This window comes from Methanosarcina sp. Kolksee (assembly GCF_000969945.1).
Lineage (GTDB): Archaea > Halobacteriota > Methanosarcinia > Methanosarcinales > Methanosarcinaceae > Methanosarcina > Methanosarcina vacuolata.
Genome location: NZ_CP009524.1, coordinates 2071154 through 2097589, shown reverse-complemented (window position 1 = coordinate 2097589; position 26436 = coordinate 2071154). Strand labels below are relative to the sequence as shown.

Here is a 26436-nt window from a genome sequence, read left to right as displayed (position 1 = left end):
ATTTATACTATATACTTCTTACTATAGTATAGGGGGTGCTTAGACAATGGCAATAACAAAATACATCAATGACTGCTACGATCGCGGGTATTCCGCCATAGCAGATAAAATAGAGGCATTTTCGAACAACGAAAAAGCTTCTATGTCCGGCAGCGCAATAGCTATACTAGTGCTCTTGGTCACGCTTTTGCTCTGCGCGCTTTTATTTGGTACACTTCAGGCGCAGACAGACACCAAAATTGCGGCTTTAAACGACTCGGCCGCGACAGCTTCATACAACAACGTCAAAGCCACCGGCTGGAGTAGCATAGACCTGTTCAGTATGATACCTTACGTAGCTGTATTCGTTGTACTTCTTGGAATGCTCATGGGTGTTTCCAGGAACGACTAAATAAAAGGGGGCGAGTCCTCACATGGACTCAACTTTTTTTCTGTTTTTCGAACTCGCTGCCTTCCTGATCTTTTTCTATTCCATAGAACGAGATTCATGGCAAGGGCTTCTAGTCTTTCTCAGTTTCGCTCTATTTCTCTCCCTCTCCATAGCGTCCTACGACATCACATACACAAACGTCTTTCTAAATCAGACATCGGGAGAAATAGTAAAGAGTACAGTATCCACCTATGACGTCGTAATCTCCATAATAAACGAAGGAATGGCATTAATATCGCTATCCATAGGCATAATCAAAGGATTACTGTATAAAACATACATGGCTTCAGTATCTGAAGAATAAAAGGGGGTCTATAAACGTCTGATCCAATCGACAAATCCAGAGCTCAAATTCAACCCCTGGACGTAATCGCCTACGCAGGAACTCCCAACGGAATTCCACCAGACGAACTACTTAAAAATTGGGGAGCACTAAACAAACAGCTCGCATTCAGCAACCTTTCACACAACGAAATCCAGGACATAGAAGACTTACTTAGAATCACAGAATTAAGGGCAATGTCCTCCCAGCGAGACTATGAACTTCGACAAATGGACATAAAAGGAGCAGGCCAAGCCCTAATAATCACAAAATGCCTCTCAAGCCTCGGGCGGGACGGCTTCCTTCTCAAAAGAGCCACAACCTCAGAACACTCGATCACAAACAAAACCGAAGGAGAAAAAAAGCCTCGTTTCTTCGGACTAGGATCTCCAAAACAGCAATATCCACAACAGCAACAGCAGCAGGGGGTTAGACAGTAAATGACATTCAAAGAAGATATATGCAAAACCATAAAAAAAGTAACCGCAGCAGGGTTATTTCTTCAGGTATTAGCCTATTTTGCGGCCCTCCCATGGTATCTAGTGCCAGCAATAGTAAGCATAATACTCGCAGGATTAAGTTATCTAATCATCAAACCTCCACAACAGCAGGGGGTAAGACAATGCTAACAGTGTCAAAAGGCAAACGAAATGAAGGAATGTCCTACCCTTCCCTATGGATCAAAAAAGACGGAAAAGTAACCTGTACTAATCAAACAGGCAATTCTAAAAGAATACCCAAAAGGAGGCATTCTTAAATGCTCGTAACCGCCGACACACTCAAAACCTGGGTTCTCTGCGAATCCCTCATAATCGGATTTTTCCTAATCCTCACCTGTGCAGGTTATCCTGGCTGGATAAAAATAGCAATCTCCAAAATCAAAGGCAAAAAATACGTAATCGCACTCACAAAAGACAACGCCCTAAAAATCCAGGGCGCTGAAGAAGTAGAAGGCATATACAAAACCCAAAACGGAGTATACGAACTAGAACCTGAAGATGCCTTCCAATTCAACGGCACAAGAGCAGCACTATGGTATAGCCCATATAACCGAGCCACAGAAGCTCGAATAATGCCCCTTCTCAGGGACCTCAAAAAGTTTGGAATCGACACAGCCGCCCAGCTCAAATACTACTCCGAAACCCCAATAGAACAAATCCACCAAGACCTCGGAGAACAAGCCGCAGAAATAGGAACCACAATTCAAAACTACTCTGGAAAAATCCTTCAAGAAATCGAAGTAATCAGAATATCCGACCTCAAAAACTACCTAGAAAGCCGCTCCCCAGCAGCAGAAAACGGCATAATAGAAAGATACGTCGGAATCGAACGAAGAAAACTCCAAAACCCGCTAAAAAGCGGAAACATGATAATGATGCTCATAATGGCCGCTCTCCTGGGTCTCGCCTTCGGCTACATAATGGGTTCAGGAGCCGACTCAACAACACTAAACACACTCAGCACAGCATCGGGATCTTTACAACAGCTATCCTAAACCAATCATAGGGGGGTAAAATTAACATGGGTTACGTCGGAGCCTGGATAAAAGTATTAGTGGGGCTGTTTATCCTGGGAGCTACCTTCATCTTCACACAGCCTCTTTTTGACTTCCTCTTTGCCGTAGGAACAGCAATGGGAGGAAACGCAGCAGAAGTCCAGGAAATGATCCAGGGAGAACTAAGATACATTCCTACAGTAATAAGCCTAAGTCTCATTCTCTGGGGATTCATTGAAAGTACAAGGTCTGAAAATAACAGTGGTTACAGGTGAGGGAATATGAAGAAAATCATATCTTTCCTTCTTTTCCTATTAATCCCTTTCACCTTCTGCGTTTCTCCGGCGATAGCATGGGAACAGACCTATGAAGGGCATCCCTACGATGCCAGCACAGACTATTTTTCATATTATTCAGGTACTACACAATATTATGAGAATAGCCACGTATGGCAGTACGGGGCATCAGGATACATCTATATTACAGCCCCATTTTTCGGCTATCTTAGCCATTTTGCATCTTTCTCTACTTATGAAACTCTAAATATAAAACTATATAACGGAACCACTCAATTACTTTCACTCACTCCACCAACATTAACAGGTGCAAATACCTGGCATCGAATAGAACTAATAGAAAACTATGCTGGGACAGGGGCAACATTATACGTAGATGGGGTCGCACAGGCAAGCGGCGCATATTCTACAACTGCACAAGTCACAAAAATATATATTGGTACAAGTACACCAAGCGGAGTACTCAGACTCGATGATTTTTCAACATCTTCTTTTTGCGTAGGGCATCAAGGTTTTGTGTCTTCAGCAGACACCACCACTTATTTCACTGTAGCAACCCCAAATACATCTGGTGTATCATATCAAGCACGAATGACAGACGCAGACGGCATATGTTTAGATACATGGAATCTATCAGCAGTTCGAACAGTATTTAATCATAACACGAGCATATTTACTAACAACGGGCTATATTATATAAACGTATTAGGGTCAGACAATGTATTATATTATTCAAAGCCAATATTTTATTTTTCAGATGGTATATACCCAGAATCCTATTTCATTGCAGAAACAGACACAGCCGCCGAAATCCGGGACGAAAATAACAACGGCGGTATAATTTCCGGTGGGAGCTCAGTATATCTATACCCAGATGAAAAAGAAGACGGGTACTATAATTTTACACTTGACTTTTCAGAACCTTCCTACAGTCGAAGGGTAGAACTTACAAAAATCTACAACACAACAACGCTAAACGGTTCAATTCTCTCCTATTCCGGCCTAACTGAAAACTACAACGTATCTAGAGACAGCACCCAAATAGGACAAACAAACGGGTCCGACTCCTGGGACAATACAGTCACCTGGATAGGTCAGGACTCTTATATATACGAATTTGAGCCGGACTACTCCCTTCCTGGCTTCTGGGGCTACGTCAAAAACTCAGAAACACAAACCGCTATAAAATCAGCAACCGTATCCATAACAAACGGCACAGACACATTTTACGTTTACACCGATGAAAACGGCATGTATTACCAAACCCAGGAGATAGCAACAGGGGAAACTTACACAGTACAGGCAAAAAAAACAAATTACGAAACCTCCAACCCCTATAACCTCACCACAACAGCAGGAGCAACCACAAGACAGGATCTATACCTCTCGAAAGCCTCAGGATCTGGAATATACTATGCTCCTCATGACGTAGGATTCACGGTCTTAGAATATTGGTACTCAGGGGCAGGACTGCCAGGAGTATCATACACAATCTCATCCGAAGACGACGGAGAAATAAAAACCGGCACAACCGACTCAAAAGGCATGTTCACAGGCTCCGATATGACCGGAGGAACAAACTATACAATAACCCTAACCTACGACGGGAAAACCTATACCGAACACGTAGACCCCAGCCTAACAGAATACACCTTTGTCCTCAATAAAGAAGGAGTCCTTCACCAATACGCTAACTCCTGGCTAACACTCTCCTATACAGAAAACACCAATAACGTAACAATAGCCTACGAATCCAACAAAACAATAACCGGAGCTTCACTTACTGCAATAGCAAACAACGGCACAACAGTATACTCACAAACTCTAACCACAGACACCGGTTCTTTCACCTTTGAAACCGGAGGAGAAGGCGACTATACCTTAAATTTCCACATACAAGCCACAGACGGAGACACAGCTTCCCAAAGCTGGGGCTTAAGCTACCCGAATAAAGTACCTCTCTTCCCTGACGAATACCCAGCCTGGCTAAAAAACATCCTTTTCACAGGAATAATAATAGTTTTCCTGCTGAGCTTCGGAAAAGCTAAAAATGACATAGCCTGCGGAGCCGTAGCAATCCTAACGAGCATGGGTTATCTCTTCGAATGGGTCACATGCTCCTTTTACTTCGTGGTCCTGGTCTGGATCATAGCCTTAGGAGCTGCCTTCATACACTACAAACGAACAGGGGGAATAGGGTAAATGACAATAGAAACAAAAATCGAAGGATACGCCTTCTCAATGCTACTTATCCAGCTCGCATTCGTCCTCATCAACCTAACCGGCGTATACCCATACTCCTTCGAAGTGGCCGGATTCTCAGTATATGACGACATCCAGGACACAACAAACAGCATACAATCAATGTACGAACAAGTAGCCGGAAACGGCATACTTTCAAACGCAGTAATAACAGCTCTAATGCTCATGATGGGAGTCAAAATAATACTGGAATTCATAATGCTAACTCTCACCGGAGCCTATCCTCTCCTGGTAGCTCTTGGCCTTCCTGATGCCTTCGCGCTACAAGTAGCTGCACTAATGGGAGCCGTAACAGTCTACGGACTAGCAATAAAATTCCTGGGGAGGTAACATGGCAGACCCCTGGCAAACCTTCAACCGAACAGAAGCATTCGAAAGCCTGCACAACCTACAGCAGGCCAACGTATCAGTAAACCTCAGTAACTACAGCTCAATACAAAAAATGACCAATGCAAGCGCATTAGACAACACAAGCACAGCCGCAAGCTCCATCTTTACCCCTATAACGGACTTCTGGGCGGGTCCTGCCCTATGGGGTTCATGGTTCTATGTAGCTCTAATCTTCTTCACAATCGGCATGATCTATGTCAAATCTCAGAACCTCTTCAGGACCTGTACAGCCATGCTTTTCATGGGTCTCTGTGCTGTAGCTCCTGAATCTCTAGGAGTAATATACATCCCTTCAGCAGCTCTCTACACTCTCTATGTCCTTACAGGCGTAGGACTTGCAGGAGTACTATATCAAATGTGGGTAAGCGACTAAACAATAAACAGGAGTGGGAACATGTCCAAAAGAAAGCAAATCAAAATCAGAGAAAGTGAAATTCCTTTCGTTGAAATCCAGGTACTAACTAACAACTTCCAGCCAATAGGTACATACAGCCTTCCGAACTTCTCCAGAAAATACAGGGGTTACTAACATGGTCTCCATAATAGGCAGAGACGGACAAACCAGAAAACAGGGGGACACTTCAAGCTGGAAAAATTCCAGCTCTAAATCCTCAGGGTCCTCAAGCAGCGAAGCCCAGAAAACCCAGGAACTCCAGAAAGCCCAGGCAGCACAGCAGGCACAAGCCCAGCAAACGAACAGTTTTATCTATGGGGTAAAAGGGGAAGAAATCCAAAAAAAAGCATCAGAATATAACAACACATCAGGCACTTTTTACATTGACACCACAGAAGAGACCGTTAAGCGCGCAAGAACTCAGGGGCTCGACGTCTCAAAGGACCGTTCAAGTGGAACAATCATTATTCACTCAGGAGGGGAAGCCACTAAAACCCAGTTAGAAGCAATTCATAAGCAAACATACTCAGAGGAATCAGAAAAATGGAAGGGGGCATTAACTCGAGTTGGGTCATCTTCCGAAGAATCAATAGTCTCAAAAGTAGCCTCCAAACTAGGCGTAAAATCCCAATTAGACACCGCAAATAAAAAACTGTCTGCATATGTTCCCTCACTTGAAACAATCCAGGAAAAAAGAGACACAGCACTCGAAAAAGTTGGACTCCTGGACGAAAGGCAAAAAGTAACAGAAGCGATAAGGTCCAACAAAATAACAGCAGGCTTCCAAGATTGGTCCGTGCATGGTTATCAGGGTCTAAAAGAAACCCCTGTAAACTTCGCAGCAGAACAAGGAACATTAATAGCAGGGGCAGCAGTAGGCGGAGCAGTCATAAAAGGCGCAGGTCTGGCAGGCAGAGCCGGACTAACCGCCATCGGAGCCACAAAAGCAGCCGGAGCAATAGAACCAGCGTTAAACGTAGGGCTAGGGGCTCTAACAATACACGAAGCCTCAAAAGTCAAATCCGTGGAGCAGGGCGTAGACTTCATAGCCGACATTGCTGTAATGGGAGCAGGGTATAAGTTCGGATCAAAAACAAGTCTAAAAACGTATGACGTGATAAGAACAAAAGGGTTAAAAGAAGTTCCTGCCGGAAGTATGGTGAAAAAATCCGTATTATCTGGTAAAGAACGATTCCCTATGACTGAAAACCCCGATTCCTTAGCCGTCATAGAGTCATTCAAAGACCCAACAACAGGAACAAAAATAGGTTATCATGTAACCACAGCCGAGTTAGGTAAATCTCCTTCAGTTCGCGGGGAACTAAACCCTAAACATCTGTCAGACATTCCAGGACTATATGTTTCACCGGTTCAAGAAGGAGCGAGTCCAAATTTTTTAAGAATATCTCAAAACAAAGCAAGCCCCTATAACACCCTAAAACAGGGATATACCATATTAAAAAAAGGAACTCTTCAACACAACACCCTAAAAATAAACGAAGGCATCAAAAAAATAGGTTCAGGTCTATTCGGCACACCTGATCCGCTCACACCAAACGCGTTAAAAATCTCTCTAAATGAGATATCCAGGCTCCCGGAAAATGTAAGATATGGTGAATGGGTAGACACACCTAAAGGACGCGAATTTATCCCAAGAGAAGCACAAAAATACATGCTTTCCCAGGAAGCCCCTAAAGGTACAACCTTCCTTACTCCGGTTCTCGAATCAAAAACAAGAATAGGAAGGCGCGCAGAAGCCGAAGCCGTAATAGTCCCAGAAACAACACTTACTAAAACAGGGGAATCTTCATATTTCAAATGGGAAGGAAGGCGCGTAAAATTACAGGAGTACAAAATAAACGAACCTCCCACCATAGGCTCAAAAACCCCTCAAGCAGACATAACAAAAGCAAAACAAAATTTCCTCACAAACGAAAACAGCTTAACATCTGCTGAAGAACTTGCAGCGACATACAGAGCAGAAGCACCAGCAACAAAAGGCATACTATCAGAAAAAGGATATTATATATCTACTATAGACTCTAGAGCCAGCATTCCAACAATTGAAAGTAGGGGAACAATCCCCACCATAGACTCAAGAGGAACAATCCCTACCATAGACTCAAGAGGAACAATCCCTACCATAGACTCAAGAGGAACAATCCCTACCATAGACTCAAGAGGAACAATCCCTACCATAGACTCAAGAGGAACAATCCCTACCATAAACTCAAGAGGAACAATCCCTACCATAGACTCAAGAGGAACAATCCCTACCATAGACTCAAGAGGAACAATCCCTACCATAGACTCAAGAGGAACAATCCCTACCATAGACTCAAGAGGAACAATCCCTACCATAGACTCAAGAGGAACAATCCCTACCATAGACTCATGGACTGTCATACCAACAATTAAAGAAAAAGAAATTATAGATTTTGAATGGAACATCGACCCATTCAAAGACACAGTGAAACACAAAAAAACTAAAAAGAAAATGCTTAAAAACTCTTATGGGGATCCATTCCGCGCAAACACAAAATTATAACTTAATTCAATCAAACTTTTCTTTTTTTGCGATAAATTAACATAGATCCGCCAATGTATCCCCCATGACTGTGGTTATCTATCCATATGCTAGACGAAACCAACGCTTTATATGTATACGTTGATCCATTGGCACATACTGTATATCCCTTAATAGACTCCCCATAATTTCTTTTAGTAAGATGGTGAAAGTTCTCATCAGATCGCAGTCTCAAGACTTTTATAATATCTGGGTGAACATATGTTTTAAGCTCTGTTGGTGTTCCTACACACTCCCACCCAGTCAGAAAACATTTGATTCCTTCTAACATTTTCTTCTCAACTCCCATAAGAAAGAATCTCTTTTAATTATTTAAGGATATAAGAAACAGCCCAAGCAACAACTATATTTTTATTAATTTAAATATATCCCAGGACCTAAACCCCCAAATAAAACACAATACATTTTTTTAGTATGTACCAAACAAACACACTGGACTGCAGCATCTCTCATAATCTGCCAAGAACCAACCTACTACTGGAATTTCTCGAAGACTGCCACACTCGCAACTTCTCCCCTAGAACCGTTCAGGCCTATAAAAGCTGCCTGAAATACTTCCTTTCAAGGCACCCAATAGAACCAACCCCAATGGATCTAAAAAGCTTCCTCGTTCATCTCAGAGATGAAAAAGGCTACTCTCCTTCTACGGTCGAAAACTACTTCGCCTCCCTCTCCTCCTTCTACGACTTCCTCGAATGGGAAGGAGTAACAAAGAACATAGTCCCCCAATTCAGAAAAAGATACATCCGATACTACAAAGAACAACGTCATGAAGAGCGCCAATTAATCAGCCTGGAACAAATGAAAGACCTCATAGACTCCGCTGACTGGATCGGATACAAAGCAATATTCACATTCTTTGCCAAAACCGGAATAAGACGGCAAGAGCTCATAGACCTTGACATGCAAGACCTCAACCTCTCCCAGAACTACGCGGTCCTCAAACCTCATGCAAAAAGAAGCAACCGGATAATATTCTTTGACTCTGAATGCTCCCAGATCCTCGAAGACTGGATTACCTGGAGACAAAACCAAAAGCCTAAGATCCGAGACAAAGCCCTCTTTCTAGGTCCTCATGGCTCCAGGATATACAGAGACACAATATACTACGCCACCACAGACCACGCACAACGCTTAGGCTTCCACAACCCAACAGGCAACCTAAACGAAAAATTTACACCGCACTGCTTCAGACACTTCTTTACAACCTGGATGCGGCGTGCAGGTTGCCCAAGATCAATAATCCAGGAACTTCGCGGAGATTCCAGAAAAGAAGCCATAGACATCTATGACCACATAACCCAAACCGAACTAAAAGAAAGCTATCTAAGGTATATTCCCAAACTGAACATCAAACTATAATTCAGTCTGATAAAGTGCCGCGACTTCCTGACGAAATTTAAACAAGTTTCAAAAATAAAAAACAGATTTATTTATTATTTGACGCTAATTAGTCAGGCGCTGAGGGGGAGATTCGAACTCCCGTAGCGCAAAGCGCTACCGGTTTTCAAGACCGGCGCCGTAGTCCGCTGGGCTACCTCAGCAGGTTGAAAAAATCATTCTTACAGCTTCCCGCAAAGGGAAATATACAGATTAGCATTTGATTCCGGAAAGCGTATACAACAAACCCGATTATGGTATATAAAATTTGCGAAGAGAAAGTGCTCTTCGCCTCTCTGAACAATTAAAAGCTGAAATCAGACTTCCGGTTCTGAGGATTCCTCGGTTTCTGGTTTAGACTCAGACTCGGGTTCAGCCTCTGCTTCAGCTTCGGGCTCGGCTGGTATCTGAGTTTCGGGTTCTACTGTAATCTTTTCAATGAACTGGACTTCCTTAAGACCAGCATACTTGAAAAGTTCGGATGCAACCCTATCCTTTGCCATGAGCCAGCGCTGGTTGAAGGTCAGACCTGTTGGAGTATAAATCTTTGCAACACCGTCAACAGCCTCGATTTCCAGATCCCTGAGGCCGGTATAGAGGGCAAGAAGACCCTGAATTTTCTCAACTTCAGTCTCAAGAACATTTTCAATAGTATACTCATAGGTAACGGTCTTGCCTGCAAGAGGGCCATTAAAGTCTACAGTGACCCTGCGGCCTATAACCCTGCTGACAACTCCTCTTCTGCCATCTACCTCAACAGGGAGGCCAGGGTGAACATTTCGGTCTTTCAGTTTTGTGATAGAAATCGTTTCTACAAGCTTGGGATTACTCAGGCCAAAAGCCTTTTCTGGAGGGATTACAACACTGCCGTTGTAGCCGACTTCCTTTCCCTCGAGATCTTCATCAAGTCCCTCAATAGTATGATTTGCCCCGACAATAACAACGTCTCCGCCGTAAAGCCCGCGCGGATTAAAGATATCCTCCTTTTTTGCTAGTTCTTCGTCTGTTGTATCGAAAATTCTGCCGTCTTCGAACTTACCTGTGTAGTTCAACTTTATGAAATCGCCTTTCTGGATTGCCATAATTTTCAACTCTTTTTATTAAATAAACTAAATTGATAAGCAAGAAAATTATTCATTGTCAGCCAATTCAGCGTAAATGTGTTTCACGCTATAGAACTCTGCCTTTAATAAGCTTTTTGGGAATCCACAGGGTTACTGTCGATTTTACGGATACTTTCAAAAAATTGTAGTTTTAGGAAAGATTTACCAGAATCACTATCATTCGACCTTGAGACTTACATTTAGCAGACAACTGGCTTGAAAATAAGCAGGTAAAACTATTTTATTTTAATGCTTATGGTGAGCACCAGCTTTTGTAGAAAGAGTGCATTCCTGCAAACAACCTGAACAAAAGCAGAGGTTCCGGCAGGAAAAATTTCTATCCCGACACTTTGAGAGCCGGAGAGTCGGTGATTTCTAAGTTTAATGACTTTCTCATATTTCATATGTCTTTCGATTACTATTTATGCAACGAAATTACAATCAAATATTAGAGTATAATTCTGGGAAATCACAGTGGAGAATTTGGGGTCTACTATTAGTTTTTTCCGCTAAGTGTCCTGTTGAGTTTTACCACCCGATGTGTGGAATAGGTACTTAACAGAAAACTTTTGTTTTCGGGAGGGGTATATGGAAAGGAAGCTTATGAGAATAGGGGTTTCCATGCCAGGGGAACTTCTGGACAAATTTGATGAAACTCTTATGAAGAGAGGATATTCCTCTCGATCCGAGGGAATAAGGGATGCCATCAGGACATATAACCAGCACTATGACTGGATGCAGCAGATCAAGGGCAAAAGAGCTGCAACGATTTCTATAGTATATGATTGCTCAAAAAAAGGGGTATCGAGCACCCTGGCAAGCATTCAGCACGAGTACCTGGATCTGATAAATTCCTCAGTGCACTTCCATATTGAGCCAAACTTGTGTTTTGAGGTAATAATTCTGCAGGGAGAAGGGGAAAAAATAATAGAACTGACTGAAAAAATTTTAAGTTTGAAGGGAGTCAAGCACTCCAGGTTAACAACTGTTCCAGAAGAGAAGATTGAAAAATGAATCATTGGTCATCGGTTAAGGGATTTTCTTGCCAGGAAGTATTGATTTTGCATCAGAAACCAGCTTTTAATTTGGCCTGTTTACATGAAATCGACACCCCTGTTCCAGCCCATAACTTAATAAAATATTTAGTAAGTATTCTGGAAATGGGCGCAGTTTGTCACGATTTTTCACTTCACAGGAGACACATGAAAAGTGAATATAAAAAGCGAATATAAAATGGGAATTAAAGCTTTCTGATCATGGAAAATAGTTTAAAATTTACTTATTCAAACTTCAGATATTAAATTCCACTTCAAAAGCTGTGAGTATTCCTGAAGACATGGAATCGGAAACCACTCGTATATTTGTTCAGAAGCGGAAAAACTCAATTCATCGGATAGAATATAAGGAATTATTAAGGGGTAAGCTAGCAAATCGTTATGCTCGCTTAAAAGTGATCTTTATGGGTCTAACAAAAATTCAGGTTACATTAAATGTATATGCAACGAGTTTTGAGAGATTGGTGAAGGATGTAATAACTAATCTGTTTATTAGAAAATGGATACAGATAGAGAAAGAAAATGTTGTATCCGTAGAGGATTCCATGCTTCCTGAAATTATCAGAATTCAGTCAGAAGGTTTTGGAACTAAAAGCCGGAATGGTGTTAAACGATATTCGAAAAGAATGAAAAAGATCTTTTATGTGATAAAAAGCTAGGATCAGGTTGTGGGTTACTGCATCTATTATTTGAAGCCTGTTCTATCCCTAAAGGGTTTTAAGAAAAAATCCGTAATTTATTCAATTTCAATAGATAAGAATTTTAGAAGAAAGCACCATGGAGAGAATTTATTAAAAGAAAGCATTAAAGAAATGAGGTTAAATGGGATATCTTCGATTCTCTTATATGTAAATACGGAAAACTTTCCTGCCATAGGGTTGTATGAAAAAATGGGCTTCAAGATAATTAAAGAAATAAAAGACATCTGTGGCTCGAAAGAGACATGTTATGAAATGGAATTAAGAATTCTTTAATTCCTTAACCTCTCTAATTCCTTAACCTCTCTAATTCCTTAACCTCTCTAATTCCTTAACCTCTCTAATTCCTTAATTCCAATGGCAAGTCTCATCTTTTATCAAGATTGAGAAACAAAACCATACTTTTTCAGTATATCCTGTCCTTCTTTTCCGGTCACAAAATCAAGGAACTTCTGAGCTTCTTCTTTATGTTCGGAAGAAGAAATCACAGCTATAGGACACTTAACAGGAATACTAACAGGCACGTTTCTAACGATTTTGATAGTTCCTGGTTCTGCAGTTTTTGCGTCGATTGTGTATACAAACCCTGCATGAACTTCTCCTCTTTCCACGTATGTGAGTACTTGTTTGACGTCTTCAGCAAATACCATCTTATTTCCGAGCTGACTCCAAAAACCTGCCTCAGTCAGCGCAGTACGTGTATAATTTCCGACAGGAACTGTATCAGGATTTCCAACGCCGATTTTCTTAACTTTGGGGTCAGCCAGATCTTTCACGCCAGTGATATTAAGAGCACTATTTTCAGGGACAATAAGCACAAGTGGATTTTGAGCAAAGTCTTTTCTTGAATTGTTTACGATAAGTGATTCACTGGCAAGTATATTCATTTGAGCCTCATCAGCTGAAGCAAAAACATCTACAGGAGCTCCTCCTTCAATCTGTTTACACAGGTTACCCGAACTTGCAAAATTCAGGTTTACACTTGTTCCAGGGTTTTCCTTCTCAAACTAGGAAGTAATGTCCGTAAAAGCATCAGTAAGGCTGGCAGCCGCAGAAACCATTATAACTTCAGGCCCTGATGCACCTGGAGTTACTGGAGTCACCGTTGCATTTGGAGCTTCACTTTCTGACCAGCACATCCGATTGCAAGAGATACACTTAACAGTATTAACAGAATTACCAGTTCTTTCCTCATTATTTCACCCCATATGATACAACCCACATTCCGCAGATGTACACAGAGGTAGAATTTATTTGCCTAATTGTCCAAAATAACCAACCAAATACTGGATTAATATTTAATTTACGGCCATTTTGAGATAATTAATGGTATTCTTGTGTATCTCGGCAGAAAGTGGGATACAAGCTTGACCCCACATGATACAAGCTTGTATGTAAGTAGAGAACTTATGTGGATATAGAACTTATGTGGTTGAATTGAAAAACCAATAGCATTAAACCTCCTACTGTCTAAACCTTCATGAGCTTTTGGCACATGCATAAACTATTAAAAATTCTATACTGATGTCAAAGTTTTTAATAGGAAAACATTAAACCAATCAAAACGCCAAAAGTGATTGATTTTGCACTTCAAGTGCGCAAGTCCTATATTATAAGCGTTCAAGTGCAAGAGCCCCAAGGAAAGCCATTGTATCAAATATTTCTTTATTTTCCGGAATTAGAGCCTCATCAGGTTTGTCAAAGGCAAATGCCATAATACCAAAAGTCATCCTGTGAGTCTTGAGAGGTATATAATATCCCTTTCCTGCAGGAAGATTATCTGTTCCGTGGCCAGCTGGCTGACCATTATCATAAGCCCATTGAGCAATGGCCTTTTCTTTATCATTGAGAGAGTAAGTAGTGTCACCTGCTCCAATCTGGAGCCCAGTTGGGCTGGGCATGAGTACTGCAAAAACACCTGGCGAAAAATTGTGCATTTGAGTAACGAGAGTTTCGAAGACTTCCTGTCGTGTTTTTGCCTCCACAAGTCCACGGGAAAGACCTGACGTTGCTTCAACTTCAACTTCGCTTTGCCAGATCTGAGGCAGAAGATGACGTAACCGGGTAGCAAGGTTACTGATTATAAGAGCGATAAAAGCGTATCCGATAAAAGCAATGAAGTATTCCCAGTCACTGACAGAAATCGTGTAGTAAGGATGGACAAAAAGAACATCGAAGACAAGAATGCTTAAAAATGCCGTAAACAGAGCTACTCTGCGTCTAAAAAAGAAAGCAGACACAATGACCGGGAAAAGCTGAATTATCAGCAAATTTGACGGTCCGATAACGTCTCGAAGGAAAAGATTGACACCAGCTACAGCTGTAATCAGGATGATGCTGATTATATATTCCGCTGTGAAATAGAGTGGGATTTGCCGTTTAAGAGATATGTGAGCACTGTTTCCTTTTGGCTCGTATAGATGCACGTCAATACCACGTGACTTCCGAATCACCCTGTATACAGGAGAAAAAAATATATCCAGCCCATGGGGTTTTCCAAGCATGATCATGCTGACATTGCTTCGTCGGGCGTAACGTATAATCTCATCAGCTACATCACTTCCACGATACCGCATTATCCTCCCACCAAGTCTTCTACCTGTTTCGAGAGCCTGATTCAACCAGGCGCGTTCCTGATAAGAGAGAGCTCTATCGCTGCCGATATCCACTGACAATACAATCAAATCAGCATCGAATCTGGCTGCAAGCCTGGATGCTGCTCTGACCATATTTTCAGCTGTCGGACCTGGACGGATACAGACAAGAAGCCTTTCTGCCGCCGGCCAGGGGCCTGGAATCGCTCTTGTCCTCATGTAGTCTATCATTCTTTTATCAGTATACTCCGCCATATACCGTAGAGCAAGCTGACGGAGTGCAAGAATATTTCCGGTTCTGAAAAAACGCTGGATAGCGGCTTCAGCCATGTCTTTTACATAGACTTTCCCGGCTTTGAGACGAATATTCAGTTCTTCAGGGGTGATGTCGATTAACCGAATCTCATCAGCATCAGAAAAGAAAGTGTCCGGTACAGTCTCAGACACTCTGATGCCAGTTATCTGGGCAACGGCATCATTCTGGCTTTCAATATGCTGAATATTGACAGTTGTATAAACTGATATTCCTGTGTGCGAAAGTTCTTCGATATCCTGATACCGCTTCACATGTCTGCTGCCTGAAGCATTGGTATGGGCTAACTCATCGACAAGGACAATTTGGGGATGGCGCTGGATAACTGCATCGAGATCTACCTCTCTGAGAATGAGGTTCTGATGTTTGACGGAGACTGTAGGAATAACCTCAAAATTGTCTGCCAGGGCATTAGTCTCAGGTCTATCATGAGTCTCTATGTAGCCGATTACAACATCCTTTCCTTCCTTTTTCCGCTGAAGGGCATCTTCAAGCATCGAATATGTTTTTCCAACGCCTGCAGAGTAACCAAGGTAAACTGTCAACATTCCTTCATTTGCTTTTTTCTCATCACGGCGAGCGATGAAGAGTAAATCTTCAGCTCGTGGCCTGCCTTCCTCCTCATCATAGCGATCGCGTTCCATAGTCCCCTCATTTGCTAGACTGATTCATCTCATCTCATCAAGTGCTCTGTTGAGTGAAAGCACATTGACGTAATCTCCTGTGAAAGGAGAATTGACAGACTCTGCAAGTACAAGCGATTTGAGTTTTTCTTCCGGGAGATTTCGTGCCTTTGCTACGACAGGCACCTGTATAAGTGCAGCTTCTAAACTGATGTGCGGATCAAGTCCACTGGCAGAAGCCATGACCAGATCAGAAGGTATCGGGTCAGTAATCCCGGCTCTCCGGAGTGTGTTTGTTCGGTTGGCAACAAGCTCCAGAAGAACAGGATTTGTTGGACCCAGGTTTGACCCTCCGGAAGAAGCTGCATTATACCCGCTAGCTGATGGTCTGCTCTGGAAGTAATCAGGTGCAGTGAAATTCTGACCAATAAGTGTTGAGCCAATAACTTTGTTGTCATTATCGACAATGAGGCTTCCGTGAGCTTGATCAGGGAAAAGGAGTCCGGCAACAAGTGTCACTGTCATGGGATAAACGAACCCTGTAATGATGAATAACACTGTGAATAGTAACATGGCTTTTTTGAGAGATTTCATGCCAATACCTCCTCAGATATGCATTAATCCGGCCAGTACCAGATCAATTATCTTGATTCCAATAAACGGAGCGATTACTCCTCCAAGGCCAAAGATGGTAAGGTTGTAGGCAAAGAGTTTCGGTGCGGGCATAGTCTTGAACTTTACCCCGGCGAGTGCAAGCGGAATCAGCATTGGAATTACCAGAGCATTGAATATAACTGCAGAAAGAATAGCCGATTCAGGAGTCGCAAGGCCCATGATATTTAGTATTTTAAGCTGCGGATAAATTCCGATAAGAGCAGCAGGGATAATTGCAAAATATTTGGCTATATCATTGGCAATGGAGAAAGTTGTCAGAGCTCCCCTTGTCATCAGGATTTGCTTTCCAATCTCAACAACGTCCAGCAGTTTTGTAGGGTCGCTGTCAAGGTCAATTATGTTTGCAGCTTCCCTTGCAGGCTGTGTTCCATTGTTCATCGCCACGGCTACGTCGGCCTGGGCAAGAGCAGGAGCATCATTTGTTCCATCGCCAGTCATGGCTACCATGTATCCTTCATTCTGATAGTCTCGGATCATTCTAAGTTTATCGTCAGGTTTAGCTTCTGCCAGGTAATCGTCTACTCCTGCTTCTGCTGCAATAGTGGCAGCTGTGAGATGATTATCGCCTGTGATCATAACCGTCTTTATTCCTATCCGGCGCAGGTCTGCAAACCTCGCTTTAATACCCGTTTTCAAGATATCCTTGAGGAATATAACACCGAGAATTGTCTCATTGCGAGCAACTACAAGAGGTGTGCCACCTGCAGACGCGACTCCGTCCACCTTCGCTTTCAGGTCCGATGGAATTACGCCTCCGCGTTCCAGGACAGCTTTTATTACTGCATCTGAAGCACCTTTCAGATAGGTTATTTCACCGTACTGTGCACCACTAACTCTTGTTGCGGCTGAAAATGGTATGAAAGTGACATTTTCGGGAGAAGTAGGAGTTTTTCCTGTTTTTTCCTGAATTAGAGCGATAATACTTTTGCCTTCAGGAGTATCGTCTGCGAAAGACGAAAGCAGAGCAGCCTCCATCAGGTCATCAAGTGGCTGATCATCTACTGGCAAAAACTCAGCTGCCTGTCGATTACCTAAAGTGATAGTGCCTGTTTTGTCCAGCAACAGGACATTTACGTCTCCTGCAGCCTCTATCGCCCTCCCAGAAAGAGCAATGACGTTTAACCGGAATAAACGGTCCATTCCGGCTATTCCGATTGCCGGAAGGAGGGCTGCAATAGTTGTGGGGGCTAAACAGACGAAAAGTGCAATAAGAACTGTAAGACTGGCAGGAGATCCCCTCCCGCTTGAAGCGGAGCTGTATGCAGAAACTGAATACGTACTGGCTACGACTGCTAAGAACACGCCAGTCAGCGCAATTAGTAGTATTTCAAGAGCTATTTCATTAGGAGTCTTACGCCGCTCAGCGCCTTCCACCATAGAGATCATGCGGTCAAGGAAGGTCTGTCCTGGATCAGTTGTGATTCTCACAATAATTTCATTGGCAATAACGGTCGTTCCTCCGGTAACAGCACTCCGGTCACCCCCAGACTCACGCACAACTGGAGCTGATTCCCCTGTAATTGCGGCTTCGTTGACCAGTGCAGCTCCTTTTACGACTTCCCCGTCTCCAGGAATTATTTCATTTGCCTTTACCAGGACAAGATCGCCTTTTCGAAGTTCAGAGGATGATATCTCTATAGAAGAAGCATCAAAAGATTCTTCTTTGAGCTTTCGGGCTGGAACGCTGGTTCTTGATTGGCGAAGGGACGCTGCCCTGGCTTTACCACGACCTTCGGATAGAGCCTCAGCAAAATTTGAAAATAAAACTGTCAGCCATAGCCAGAAGGATACAAAGATTGTAAAGAAGGAAGACTTTGGAGTAGCAGAGAAAATCCCAATAACAGAACTAATTGTGGTCAGGATGCCTCCTATTTCCACCAGCAGCATAACCGGGTTTCCTTTCTGCTTGCGCAAATCAAGTTTCAGCATTGAACTAACGAGTGCTTCACGAATGAGCTTAGGTTCAAAAGCACCTAAACGGGGGAATCGCTTTCGTGACATTATTAAATCCCTCCTATCATTGAAAGATACTCTGCGATTGGCCCCATTGCGAAAAGCGGGAAGAATGTAAGAGCTCCGATAATAAGAATTACTAAAATTGTCCAGATTGAAAATGTAACGGAGTCTGTGGGAAGAGTTCCTGAGCTTGGCGGAACTTTTTTCTTTTGTGCCAGTGACCCTGCCATTGCCAGCATGGAAACTGCAGGTACGAATCTGCCTATTAACATTGCCAGGCTGCCTGCAAGTGTGTAAAAGGGTTTTGATGCATTAAAGCCGGCAAAGGCACTGCCGTTATTGTTAGCCATTGATGCAAAAGCGTATATCAGTTCAGATAGTCCGTGAGGACCCGGATTTTTCATTAACTCAGTGACATTTGGAAGAACCAGTGCAATACCCGAGAGCAGAAGGACCAGAAAACCAGGAACCAGAACAGTTATTACAGCTGCTCTCATCTCCAATACCTCTATCTTTTTTCCGAGGTATTCTGGAGTTCTTCCTATCATCAGTCCTGCAATGAAGACTGAAAGCACTATAAATCCAATCATGGTGTAAAACCCAGATCCTACTCCTCCAAAAGCAACCTCACCAAGAAGGATCATGAACATAGTCACCAGACCACCAAGTGGAGTGAGTGAATCATGCATGGTGTTGACTGCGCCACATGACGTTGCTGTGGTGGATGTAGCATAAAGTGATGAGCCCAGGAGCCCAAACCTCACTTCTTTTCCTTCCATGGATATTCCTGAAACGCCCAGTTCTTTTACAAGCGGATTTCCTGCCAGTTCTGCGGCGTAGAGGGTAAAGAAACCACTTAAGAATAATATTAGCATAACAGTGTAAATCATCCATCCCTGCCGAATTTTGCCGGTCATTTTTCCAAAGAACAGAGGCAGGGTTACAGGTATAATGAGAATAAGAAAAATCTCAATCAAATTAGTCAAAGGTGTTGGATTTTCATAGGGATGTGCAGAGTTTGCATTAAAAAATCCTCCTCCATTGGTACCGAATTCTTTTATTGCTTCCTGGGAGGCGACTGGTCCCATTGCAATTGTCTGCTGCCCTGTAGAACCATATCCTGTAGCCTGGACATAAGGGTCAAGATTCTGGATAACTCCCTGGGAAGCCAGAACTAAGGCAAAGATGAAAGCTATCGGCAAAAGGATATAAAGTGTACAGCGTGTCATATCGACCCAGAAATTACCTATTTTATCTGTAGAATGGCGGGTAATTCCTCTCATTACTGCAACTGCTATGCAGATGCCTGTAGCAGAAGAGAGAAAGTTCTGGACTGTAAAACCGACCATCTGGGTAAGATAGCTTGCTGTCGTCTCACCACTGTAGACCTGCCAGTTTGTGTTGGTGACAAAACTGGTGGCAGTGTTAATTGCAGTAAAAAGATCAAAAGCCCCGAAATTTTGTGGGTTGAAAGGAAGAAAACCTTGAAGAAGAAGCAATGCGAAGAGAATTACAAAACCTATACCATTGAAGACAAGCATACTCCGGGCATAACCCTTCCACCCATCTTCCTGGTCAGAATTTGTCTCGATTAAGCTGTAGATCGTTTTTTCTATACGTCCCGTGATTCCTCGGGATATTTCTCCGGAAAAGACCCGGACGAAAAAGCTGCTTAAGGGTAATGCCACTCCGGTAACAATGACCAAAAATAGGATGAGCATTAAACCTTCTACGGTTATATCGTCTGTTATCATTTGTCTCACGACTGTTTTTACTCAGTTTGAAACAGAACCTTTTCAGGTCCATTGCTATTGAGTTCAGTTTGAAATAGAACCTTTTCAGGTTCACTGCTATTGAATTCAAATTGAAACAAGAACCTTTGCTCAGATAGATAACAAATGGAGTGCATAGTGTAGAAGGGTTATAAATATCTTGCTTGCCGCTTAAATAAATTAAACCTGTAAAGAACTTTGAAAGCTAAAAAACTTTGAAATATGAGACTATTATAAATATAGATAAATAGTTTTCTCGTATAGTAAAAGTCTTGTGTTTTTTGAAATTTTTGAAAAAAATAGTATTTGTGATAGGGCACATAGAGCATACTTTTCCACAAATATACACAAAAATGCCACCAACTTCTCAATATGGCAGTACCCTAAAAATTAACCCATATTCTAATTAATTATTTTGAACAGGCAAATAAATCAAATTGCGTGCGGCCACCCCAACCTAAAGGATGGGGTATGCTGATGGGCCGCCCGCCCGGTTGTTCTGGTAGTTAGAAATCATCAAGTCTTCTTTGCTCGGATCTCACGAACCTATGCAATTGAGACTCTTCACTCGGTTTTCCTTGCGATTCTTTAATGTAATGCTTGATCGTATCAGCAGTTACGTTTCCAACGGATCGATAGAATTTGCCATTTGACCATAGACTTCCACCCCAATATTGTTTTTTAAGATCAGGATGGAGCTTAAATAGTCTGTAAGAACTGCCTCCTTTTAAATATTGAATTACCTCTGATAGAGAATTACTTGGATGGAACTCTAGAAACAAGTGAACATGATTGTCTACTACTTCCATTGCGTGTATTTTGTAGCCATTTTTAGCGCAAATGTTAATGAGAATTAACTCGCAATCCTTTTTAATTCGCTTATTGTAGAATATACTGTATCGATACTTAGGCACCAACACGATGTGGTAAGTAATCTGACCATAGCCATGGCTAAAACTGTGTAATTCCACTAATATCACATCCTAGCCATAGATGGCTGGCACCATCTGTGGCTATGGTGCCAAAAAAAGCTTATTTTACAAAAAAATAAGGATTTAGAGATTTAAAGTGAAAAGCGAAGAGGCGAGGGTCCACTTCATCCCCGACCTAAAGGACGGGGTATTCGTGACCCTCTGCACTCCCGTAGTAATAAATTTGATAAGTGTAAAACGCTACTGCCAAAACAATAGTGTTAAGATGTTTGTTTAAGGTTTTGAATTTTTCTATGCAAGATATTTCCCTATAGCAAGATATTTCTCTATAGCAAGATATTTCTCTATAGCAAGATAGCATCGATCTCATCTAAACTTTTACAGTAGTTTTGATAGTTATGAGTGTTCTCTTTTCTTACCAATATTGCTTTAATTCCTGCGTTTATTGCCCCTTCGACATCTGCAATATAACTGTCGCCGATCATTGTTACTTCACTGGTATCTTCGAGTTTTTCAAGCACTCTCCTGTATATCTGGATATTTGGCTTTTCATACCCTATCTGTGCTGACGAATATACTTGAAAGAAATAATCACTTATTCCTAAATCTCTGACCAGACTGGATAATTCAGGTACATGGTTTGAAACGATTATATTTTCATAACCTTTACTTACTGCCCTTTCTAAACAGGGAATTGTATCATCATAAAGATGCCATTTTTCAATATCTAAATATTTCATTTTTATTTGACCTGCAATTTCAGCTGATAATGTCTCATTGACCCCAATTTCATGTATTATTTTAGAAAAGTGCAGTGTCATATAATCCCACCACTGGACTCCTCCTAAAAACTCTTCGTGAGATATTTCCGGAGTGTGCCAGGGAAATCCTCTGGTAAGAAGTGGACGAATATCCTCAAGTTTAATGCTGCCGTATCCATGTTCCTGTAATAGGTCGTATATAGTTTGTCCCCACATTCCATCCCGATAAGCCAATGTATTATCAAAGTCCCACAGAAGATATTTTTTCTGCATTGTTAATACTCCTTCATGCATCTTCAGTTAAGTAAGGAATCTTGACAAATTGCGTCAATTTCCAGAATGCTTGCTAAATATTTTATATGTTATGCGCTGGAACATGGTATTGATTTCATATAAACAGACCAAAATTTAAGGTCGACTTCTAATGCAAAATCAACAGCTTTCAGGCAAGAAAATTCCTTGACCGATGACCAATAAAGCTTATTTTGCATTTCTGGTACATGGGAAGAAAGATAAATGAATTTTAGGAATCCAAAAACAGCAAGTTAATTTAAGTAATGATATAAATGGTTGATACCGGATAAAAACATCTATTCCTATTACTCTTGCCGTTACTCCCTAAATCAAGGTTCCACTCTGTAAGCCATAATTTCTTCTTTTAAAAAATCTTAAATCTTTCTTTTATTCTTCATTTATTCTTCAATTCTTCAGCCCTTTTATAACAAGCAGACGCCTCTTCATGCCTGCCCAAATTTTCAAGGGCAATACCTTTATTATGCCATGCATAGACATATTTCGGGTCGATTTCTAGGGCTTTTTCATAAGCTTGTAGTGCCTCTTCATATCTGCCCAAATCATTAAAGGCATTCCCTTTTCTATTCCATGCAGGTACATATTTAGGGTTGATCTCCAGAGCTTTTTTATAAGTTATTATTGCCTCTTCATATCTGCCCAAGCAATAAAGAGCAATACCTTTGTTATTCCATGCATGGATATATTTCGGGCCTGTCTCAATGGCTTTATCATAAGCTATTATTGCCTCTTCATATCTACCCAATTTGGCTCTTCGCTGTATGATATGGGTAAGTTATTATATTAAGAATATAATATAAATAAGTATTATATTATTTAGTACAAATAACTACAGGAGTTTGATATCCCATTTATGAAAAAACATTTGAAATACCTTTGAATGTCAAAGACCCTTGGCAAATAACCAATACTGAATTTGATTTAACATCTGAAAAACTTAATATTTGGATTGATTTTACACGTGGTTCCAAATTTCCCTGTCCTAAGTGTGGCAAACTAAACTGCTCAGCTTATGATACTAAGGAAAAAGTGTTACGGCACATTAACTACTTTCAATATTCTACATATTTGCACTGTAGAATTCCAAGAATAAGTTGTAGTAATTGTGGAGTTCTCCAAATAAAAGTTCCATGGGCTCGCGAAAAAAGCAACTTTACTCTTCGAATGGAAGCTCATATCCTGGAGCTCTCAAAAAGAATGCCAGTGTTACAAATTGGGAAGTTGCTTGGAGAAAATGACACGAAACTTTGGAGAGTCATAAACCATTACACTGACAATGCAAGGTCTAAAGAGGATTTATCGGATGTATGTGTTGTTGGTATAGATGAAACTTCATGCAAGAAAGGACATGAATACATAACTCTTGTTGTTGATATAAAAGATTCAAAAGTAATATTTGCTTGTGAAGGAAAAGACTCTTCGACTATTACCAGTTTTAGCAAAGATCTGCAAGATCATAATGGAAACAAAAGCAACATTAAATCAGTATGTTGCGACATGTCTCCCTCATATATCAGTGGAATTTCTCAAGAATTTCCAGATGCAAAAATTACATTCGATAGATTTCATGTGATGAAAGCGATGAATGAAGGATTAAATGAAGTAAGGATACAAGAACAAAAAAAACCAAGGAACTCAAAAATACCAAATTCATATGGATTACGAACAAGGAAAATCTAACTGATAAACAGAAAAAAAAGCTTTTAAACCTCCAAAATAAAAAACTGAATACATTCAGAGCATATAATATAAAAGAAAGTCTTAGAAAGTTCTGGGAATGCAAAAGCCGAGAGGAAGCTGAACAATATCTAAAAAAGTGGTATTTTTGGGCAACTCATAGCAGATTAGAGGCAATAATTGAGGTTGCTAAAACCATTAAAAGTCATTGGGATGGAATTCTAAACTACTTTGATTCCAGGATTACTAACGGAGTTGTGGAAGGTATTAACAGTATTGTACAGTTAATAAAAAGAAATGCGAGAGGGTATCGAAACACTAAGTATTTTATTACTATGATCTATCTAAAATTAGGAAAGTTAGATTTCAAACTACCCATATGAAATGACGAAGAGCCCCCAATTTTTTAAGGGCAATCCCTTTTCCGTTCCATGCATTGTCACATTTTGAGTCTATCGATATGGCTGTGTCACAAGCTTTTATTGCCTCTTCATATCTACCCAACTTATTAAGAGCATTACCTTTGTTACTCCATGCATAGGTAGATTTCGAGTCTATCTCTAGGGAGTGATCGTAAGCTATTATTGCCTCTTCATACCTACCCAAATCATAAAGGGTAATACCCTTATTATTCCATGCACAGATAGATTTCGAGTCTATCTTCAGGGATTGATCATAAGCTTGTAGTGCTTCCTCATATCTGCCCAAGCAATAAAGAGCAATACCTTTGTTATTCCAAGAATCGATATGTTTATGGTCGATCTCCAGAGCTTTTTCATAAGCTATTATTGCCTCTTCATATCTGCCTAATTTATAAAATGCCAGCCCTTTCTCGAAGTGTTGAATCGCTTCCTCTGTGAAGTTCTCTATTTCTTCTGCCTCGCTTGTTCCTGAGTTTTCCTTTTCCTTATCTTCCTCTTCTCCCATCTGTTCCCTCAACTTCTCCTGTTCAGCTGAAAAACACTTTTTGCATAGCGGCCTCTCCCCACGTTCTCTCTCTTCCCGGGACCAGCTCTCACAGATCTGGCAAAAATGTGCTCCACATTTCCCACATAACAAAGAACGATTGGAGGAATCAATCAGATTCTTGCAGACAGGACATCTCAGCTGCCCATTGTCTGATTTTGAATCCTCTTTCATACTTTCCGTATTCCGTTTGGGCGAAAGGTCCTGGGCAGGGGAACTCGCCTCATTAGCTTTCAAATCAGTACCCACAACTTCGATATGCAACTGCTCCACAAGAGAGTCACAGAGCCGGAGGTATCGCGACTTGAATTCGCTCATGTTGCCTTCTTCAAGAATAGTAAGCACTTTGATGCCATCATTTAGAAGAGGATTGATACGTTTATCGGCAATTTCGGGAATCTTTTCGAAATTGGAATACAGTGAATTGAGCTTGTAAAAAAGGTCGTCCTTTACAATATCACCGGAATGACAGTATTTGTAAAGCTCGTGTATCATCCGGAAACTGTTGGTAAAGACCTGGATGGAATTTGAAGAATAACGAGCCGAAAGGCGTTTTTCAGCATAGATGGAAGTCTCATCAGGGTTATTATCGAAGATCTGACGAAACTCTCCGACTTTGCAGGAATAACGAAACATTTTTTCCCGGATATCGATAGCCTCAATACCTTCAGCAATGAACTTGCCAGAAATGCCATATTCGTGCATCAGACCTTCACGGCAGTTAATGTCAACTTTGAAGAAAATACGGCGAATCCCTTTTCCAACAATGGGAATTCCCAGCTGTCTGGGAATTGAAAGGACATATTTATCGCTCCAGGGGTCACGTTCACGTTTTCTCATTTCAAAACGGCGGTCGATGCCATCAATGTAAGCATCTGTAATGGAAAGAGCTTGATGAGTGTAAAGTTCAACAGCCCACTGATCAAACAGGAGTTCGGAAGGGTTGTCTACACGAAGAATGTACCAGTAAATAACAGGGTTTTCCTTCTCTATCCACTTCCTGACGTTAGGCATCACCTTCTCTTCAGGAGAATCAAAAACGAAATTTTTGAGGGCAGGATCATATATGGTACGGGTTATTGTGATGGGATGGGAAGACATAAATATTCAGCTCCGGGTCAGAGAAAATAATACAAGTGAAGTATTTATCAAATTTTTGCTTTTGTGGAAAAAATTCAAGAAATATATTTGAACTTAAACTTTTTATCAGAATGTAACTCCCTAATTATAGTTAGTGAGCACCCAGTCCGCTTCACTCAGTAGCATACCCAGGTGGGGTAGATTTTCATGACTTTTTTGTATTTTTACCCAGCGCATTTCCCAAAAGCGAGTAAATGTCCTTATTTGAGATAAAGCCAGAAACTATTTAGATATTCACTAATAAGCATAGACTTCTAAACATTTTTATTATCACAACATATCTAAATTTTTACATTATTTCTC

At 41.3% G+C, this 26436-nt stretch carries 26 protein-coding genes, 1 tRNA gene and 1 pseudogene; 16 read left to right on the top strand and 12 right to left on the bottom strand.

Features of this window, described 5'->3' with window-relative positions:
• The first annotated feature begins 46 nt into the window (after positions 1 to 46).
• From MSKOL_RS08670 to MSKOL_RS08615, 12 genes are all read left to right on the top strand, one after another.
• Positions 47 to 391, top strand: coding sequence for a hypothetical protein (locus MSKOL_RS08670; RefSeq protein ID WP_048155283.1), 345 nt, complete (start codon positions 47 to 49; stop codon positions 389 to 391).
• Between the two features lie 22 nt (positions 392 to 413).
• Positions 414 to 734: a hypothetical protein gene (locus MSKOL_RS08665; RefSeq protein ID WP_048155281.1), complete on the top strand. Its 321-nt coding sequence runs from the start codon at positions 414 to 416 to the stop codon at positions 732 to 734.
• Positions 735 to 949: 215 nt separating this feature from the next.
• Positions 950 to 1192: a hypothetical protein gene (locus tag MSKOL_RS08660; protein WP_048155279.1), complete on the top strand. Its 243-nt coding sequence runs from the start codon at positions 950 to 952 to the stop codon at positions 1190 to 1192.
• Positions 1193 to 1381, top strand: a complete 189-nt coding sequence (locus MSKOL_RS08655) for a hypothetical protein (protein ID WP_048155277.1) — start codon at positions 1193 to 1195, stop codon at positions 1379 to 1381. It abuts the gene before it with no gap.
• A gap of 128 nt (positions 1382 to 1509) precedes the next feature.
• Complete coding sequence (locus MSKOL_RS08650; RefSeq protein ID WP_048155276.1) at positions 1510 to 2247, top strand: hypothetical protein; 738 nt, start codon at positions 1510 to 1512, stop codon at positions 2245 to 2247.
• Positions 2248 to 2273: 26 nt separating this feature from the next.
• A complete protein-coding gene (locus MSKOL_RS08645) occupies positions 2274 to 2522 on the top strand; it encodes a hypothetical protein (protein WP_048155273.1) in 249 nt (82 codons plus the stop codon).
• Between the two features lie 6 nt (positions 2523 to 2528).
• On the top strand, positions 2529 to 4745 hold the full coding sequence (locus MSKOL_RS08640) for a hypothetical protein (protein WP_048155270.1): 2217 nt from the start codon (positions 2529 to 2531) through the stop codon (positions 4743 to 4745).
• Complete coding sequence (locus tag MSKOL_RS08635; protein ID WP_048155267.1) at positions 4746 to 5135, top strand: hypothetical protein; 390 nt, start codon at positions 4746 to 4748, stop codon at positions 5133 to 5135.
• Position 5136: 1 nt separating this feature from the next.
• Positions 5137 to 5568: a hypothetical protein gene (locus MSKOL_RS08630; RefSeq protein WP_048155264.1), complete on the top strand. Its 432-nt coding sequence runs from the start codon at positions 5137 to 5139 to the stop codon at positions 5566 to 5568.
• A 21-nt stretch (positions 5569 to 5589) separates the two neighbouring features.
• A complete protein-coding gene (locus MSKOL_RS21345; RefSeq protein ID WP_255351976.1) occupies positions 5590 to 5724 on the top strand; it encodes a hypothetical protein in 135 nt (44 codons plus the stop codon).
• Position 5725: 1 nt separating this feature from the next.
• The gene (locus tag MSKOL_RS08625) at positions 5726 to 8137 is read left to right on the top strand and encodes a hypothetical protein (protein ID WP_048155261.1); all 2412 of its coding nucleotides are present in this window, start codon (positions 5726 to 5728) and stop codon (positions 8135 to 8137) included.
• A 453-nt stretch (positions 8138 to 8590) separates the two neighbouring features.
• Entirely contained in the window at positions 8591 to 9538 is a 948-nt protein-coding gene (locus MSKOL_RS08615) for a tyrosine-type recombinase/integrase (RefSeq protein ID WP_048155256.1), read from the top strand.
• Between the two features lie 97 nt (positions 9539 to 9635).
• Here the strand turns inward: MSKOL_RS08615 and MSKOL_RS08610 are convergent.
• Positions 9636 to 9720, bottom strand: a tRNA-Ser gene (locus MSKOL_RS08610).
• A gap of 153 nt (positions 9721 to 9873) precedes the next feature.
• Entirely contained in the window at positions 9874 to 10638 is a 765-nt protein-coding gene (locus tag MSKOL_RS08605) for a peptidylprolyl isomerase (protein WP_048155253.1), read from the bottom strand.
• 609 nt (positions 10639 to 11247) lie between these two features.
• On the opposite strand from MSKOL_RS08605, the gene nikR reads away from it, so the two are divergent.
• The 3 genes from nikR (at position 11248) to MSKOL_RS21030 (ending at position 12688) form a co-directional block, all read left to right on the top strand.
• Positions 11248 to 11673: a nickel-responsive transcriptional regulator NikR gene (gene nikR / locus MSKOL_RS08600; RefSeq protein WP_048120307.1), complete on the top strand. Its 426-nt coding sequence runs from the start codon at positions 11248 to 11250 to the stop codon at positions 11671 to 11673.
• Positions 11674 to 12118: 445 nt separating this feature from the next.
• Positions 12119 to 12373, top strand: a complete 255-nt coding sequence (locus MSKOL_RS21035) for a hypothetical protein (RefSeq protein WP_231592557.1) — start codon at positions 12119 to 12121, stop codon at positions 12371 to 12373.
• A 9-nt stretch (positions 12374 to 12382) separates the two neighbouring features.
• Positions 12383 to 12688 carry an N-acetyltransferase gene (locus tag MSKOL_RS21030; protein ID WP_231592556.1) on the top strand — a complete coding sequence of 102 codons (306 nt, stop codon included), beginning with the start codon at positions 12383 to 12385 and terminating at the stop codon, positions 12686 to 12688.
• A gap of 101 nt (positions 12689 to 12789) precedes the next feature.
• Here MSKOL_RS21030 and modA read toward each other — a convergent pair whose 3' ends face one another.
• From modA to MSKOL_RS08550, 9 genes are all read right to left on the bottom strand, one after another.
• Positions 12790 to 13362: a molybdate ABC transporter substrate-binding protein gene (modA, locus tag MSKOL_RS08585; RefSeq protein ID WP_231592627.1), complete on the bottom strand. Its 573-nt coding sequence runs from the start codon at positions 13360 to 13362 to the stop codon at positions 12790 to 12792.
• A gap of 57 nt (positions 13363 to 13419) precedes the next feature.
• Positions 13420 to 13551, bottom strand: a complete 132-nt coding sequence (locus MSKOL_RS21340; RefSeq protein WP_255351975.1) for a hypothetical protein — start codon at positions 13549 to 13551, stop codon at positions 13420 to 13422.
• 471 nt (positions 13552 to 14022) lie between these two features.
• Positions 14023 to 15963 (bottom strand): DUF4118 domain-containing protein, encoded by a 1941-nt coding sequence (locus MSKOL_RS08580; RefSeq protein WP_048155248.1) that lies wholly within the window; start codon positions 15961 to 15963, stop codon positions 14023 to 14025.
• A 24-nt stretch (positions 15964 to 15987) separates the two neighbouring features.
• Positions 15988 to 16536 carry a potassium-transporting ATPase subunit KdpC gene (gene kdpC, locus MSKOL_RS08575; protein WP_048155247.1) on the bottom strand — a complete coding sequence of 183 codons (549 nt, stop codon included), beginning with the start codon at positions 16534 to 16536 and terminating at the stop codon, positions 15988 to 15990.
• A gap of 12 nt (positions 16537 to 16548) precedes the next feature.
• Entirely contained in the window at positions 16549 to 18618 is a 2070-nt protein-coding gene (gene kdpB, locus MSKOL_RS08570; protein WP_048155244.1) for a potassium-transporting ATPase subunit KdpB, read from the bottom strand.
• Between the two features lie 2 nt (positions 18619 to 18620).
• Positions 18621 to 20327, bottom strand: a complete 1707-nt coding sequence (gene kdpA, locus MSKOL_RS08565; protein ID WP_048155240.1) for a potassium-transporting ATPase subunit KdpA — start codon at positions 20325 to 20327, stop codon at positions 18621 to 18623.
• Between the two features lie 524 nt (positions 20328 to 20851).
• The gene (gene tnpA, locus MSKOL_RS08560; protein ID WP_048155206.1) at positions 20852 to 21316 is read right to left on the bottom strand and encodes an IS200/IS605 family transposase; all 465 of its coding nucleotides are present in this window, start codon (positions 21314 to 21316) and stop codon (positions 20852 to 20854) included.
• A 305-nt stretch (positions 21317 to 21621) separates the two neighbouring features.
• Entirely contained in the window at positions 21622 to 22311 is a 690-nt protein-coding gene (locus tag MSKOL_RS08555) for an HAD family hydrolase (RefSeq protein ID WP_048155237.1), read from the bottom strand.
• 415 nt (positions 22312 to 22726) lie between these two features.
• On the bottom strand, positions 22727 to 23113 hold the full coding sequence (locus MSKOL_RS08550; protein ID WP_255351996.1) for a tetratricopeptide repeat protein: 387 nt from the start codon (positions 23111 to 23113) through the stop codon (positions 22727 to 22729).
• Positions 23114 to 23199: 86 nt separating this feature from the next.
• Here MSKOL_RS08550 and MSKOL_RS08545 point away from each other — a divergent pair.
• Positions 23200 to 24410, top strand: a pseudogene (locus tag MSKOL_RS08545) (ISL3 family transposase).
• Here the strand turns inward: MSKOL_RS08545 and MSKOL_RS18750 are convergent.
• Entirely contained in the window at positions 24394 to 26094 is a 1701-nt protein-coding gene (locus MSKOL_RS18750; protein WP_052725391.1) for a tetratricopeptide repeat protein, read from the bottom strand. The pseudogene MSKOL_RS08545 and the gene MSKOL_RS18750 overlap by 17 nt on opposite strands.
• Between the last annotated feature and the right edge of the window lie 342 nt (positions 26095 to 26436).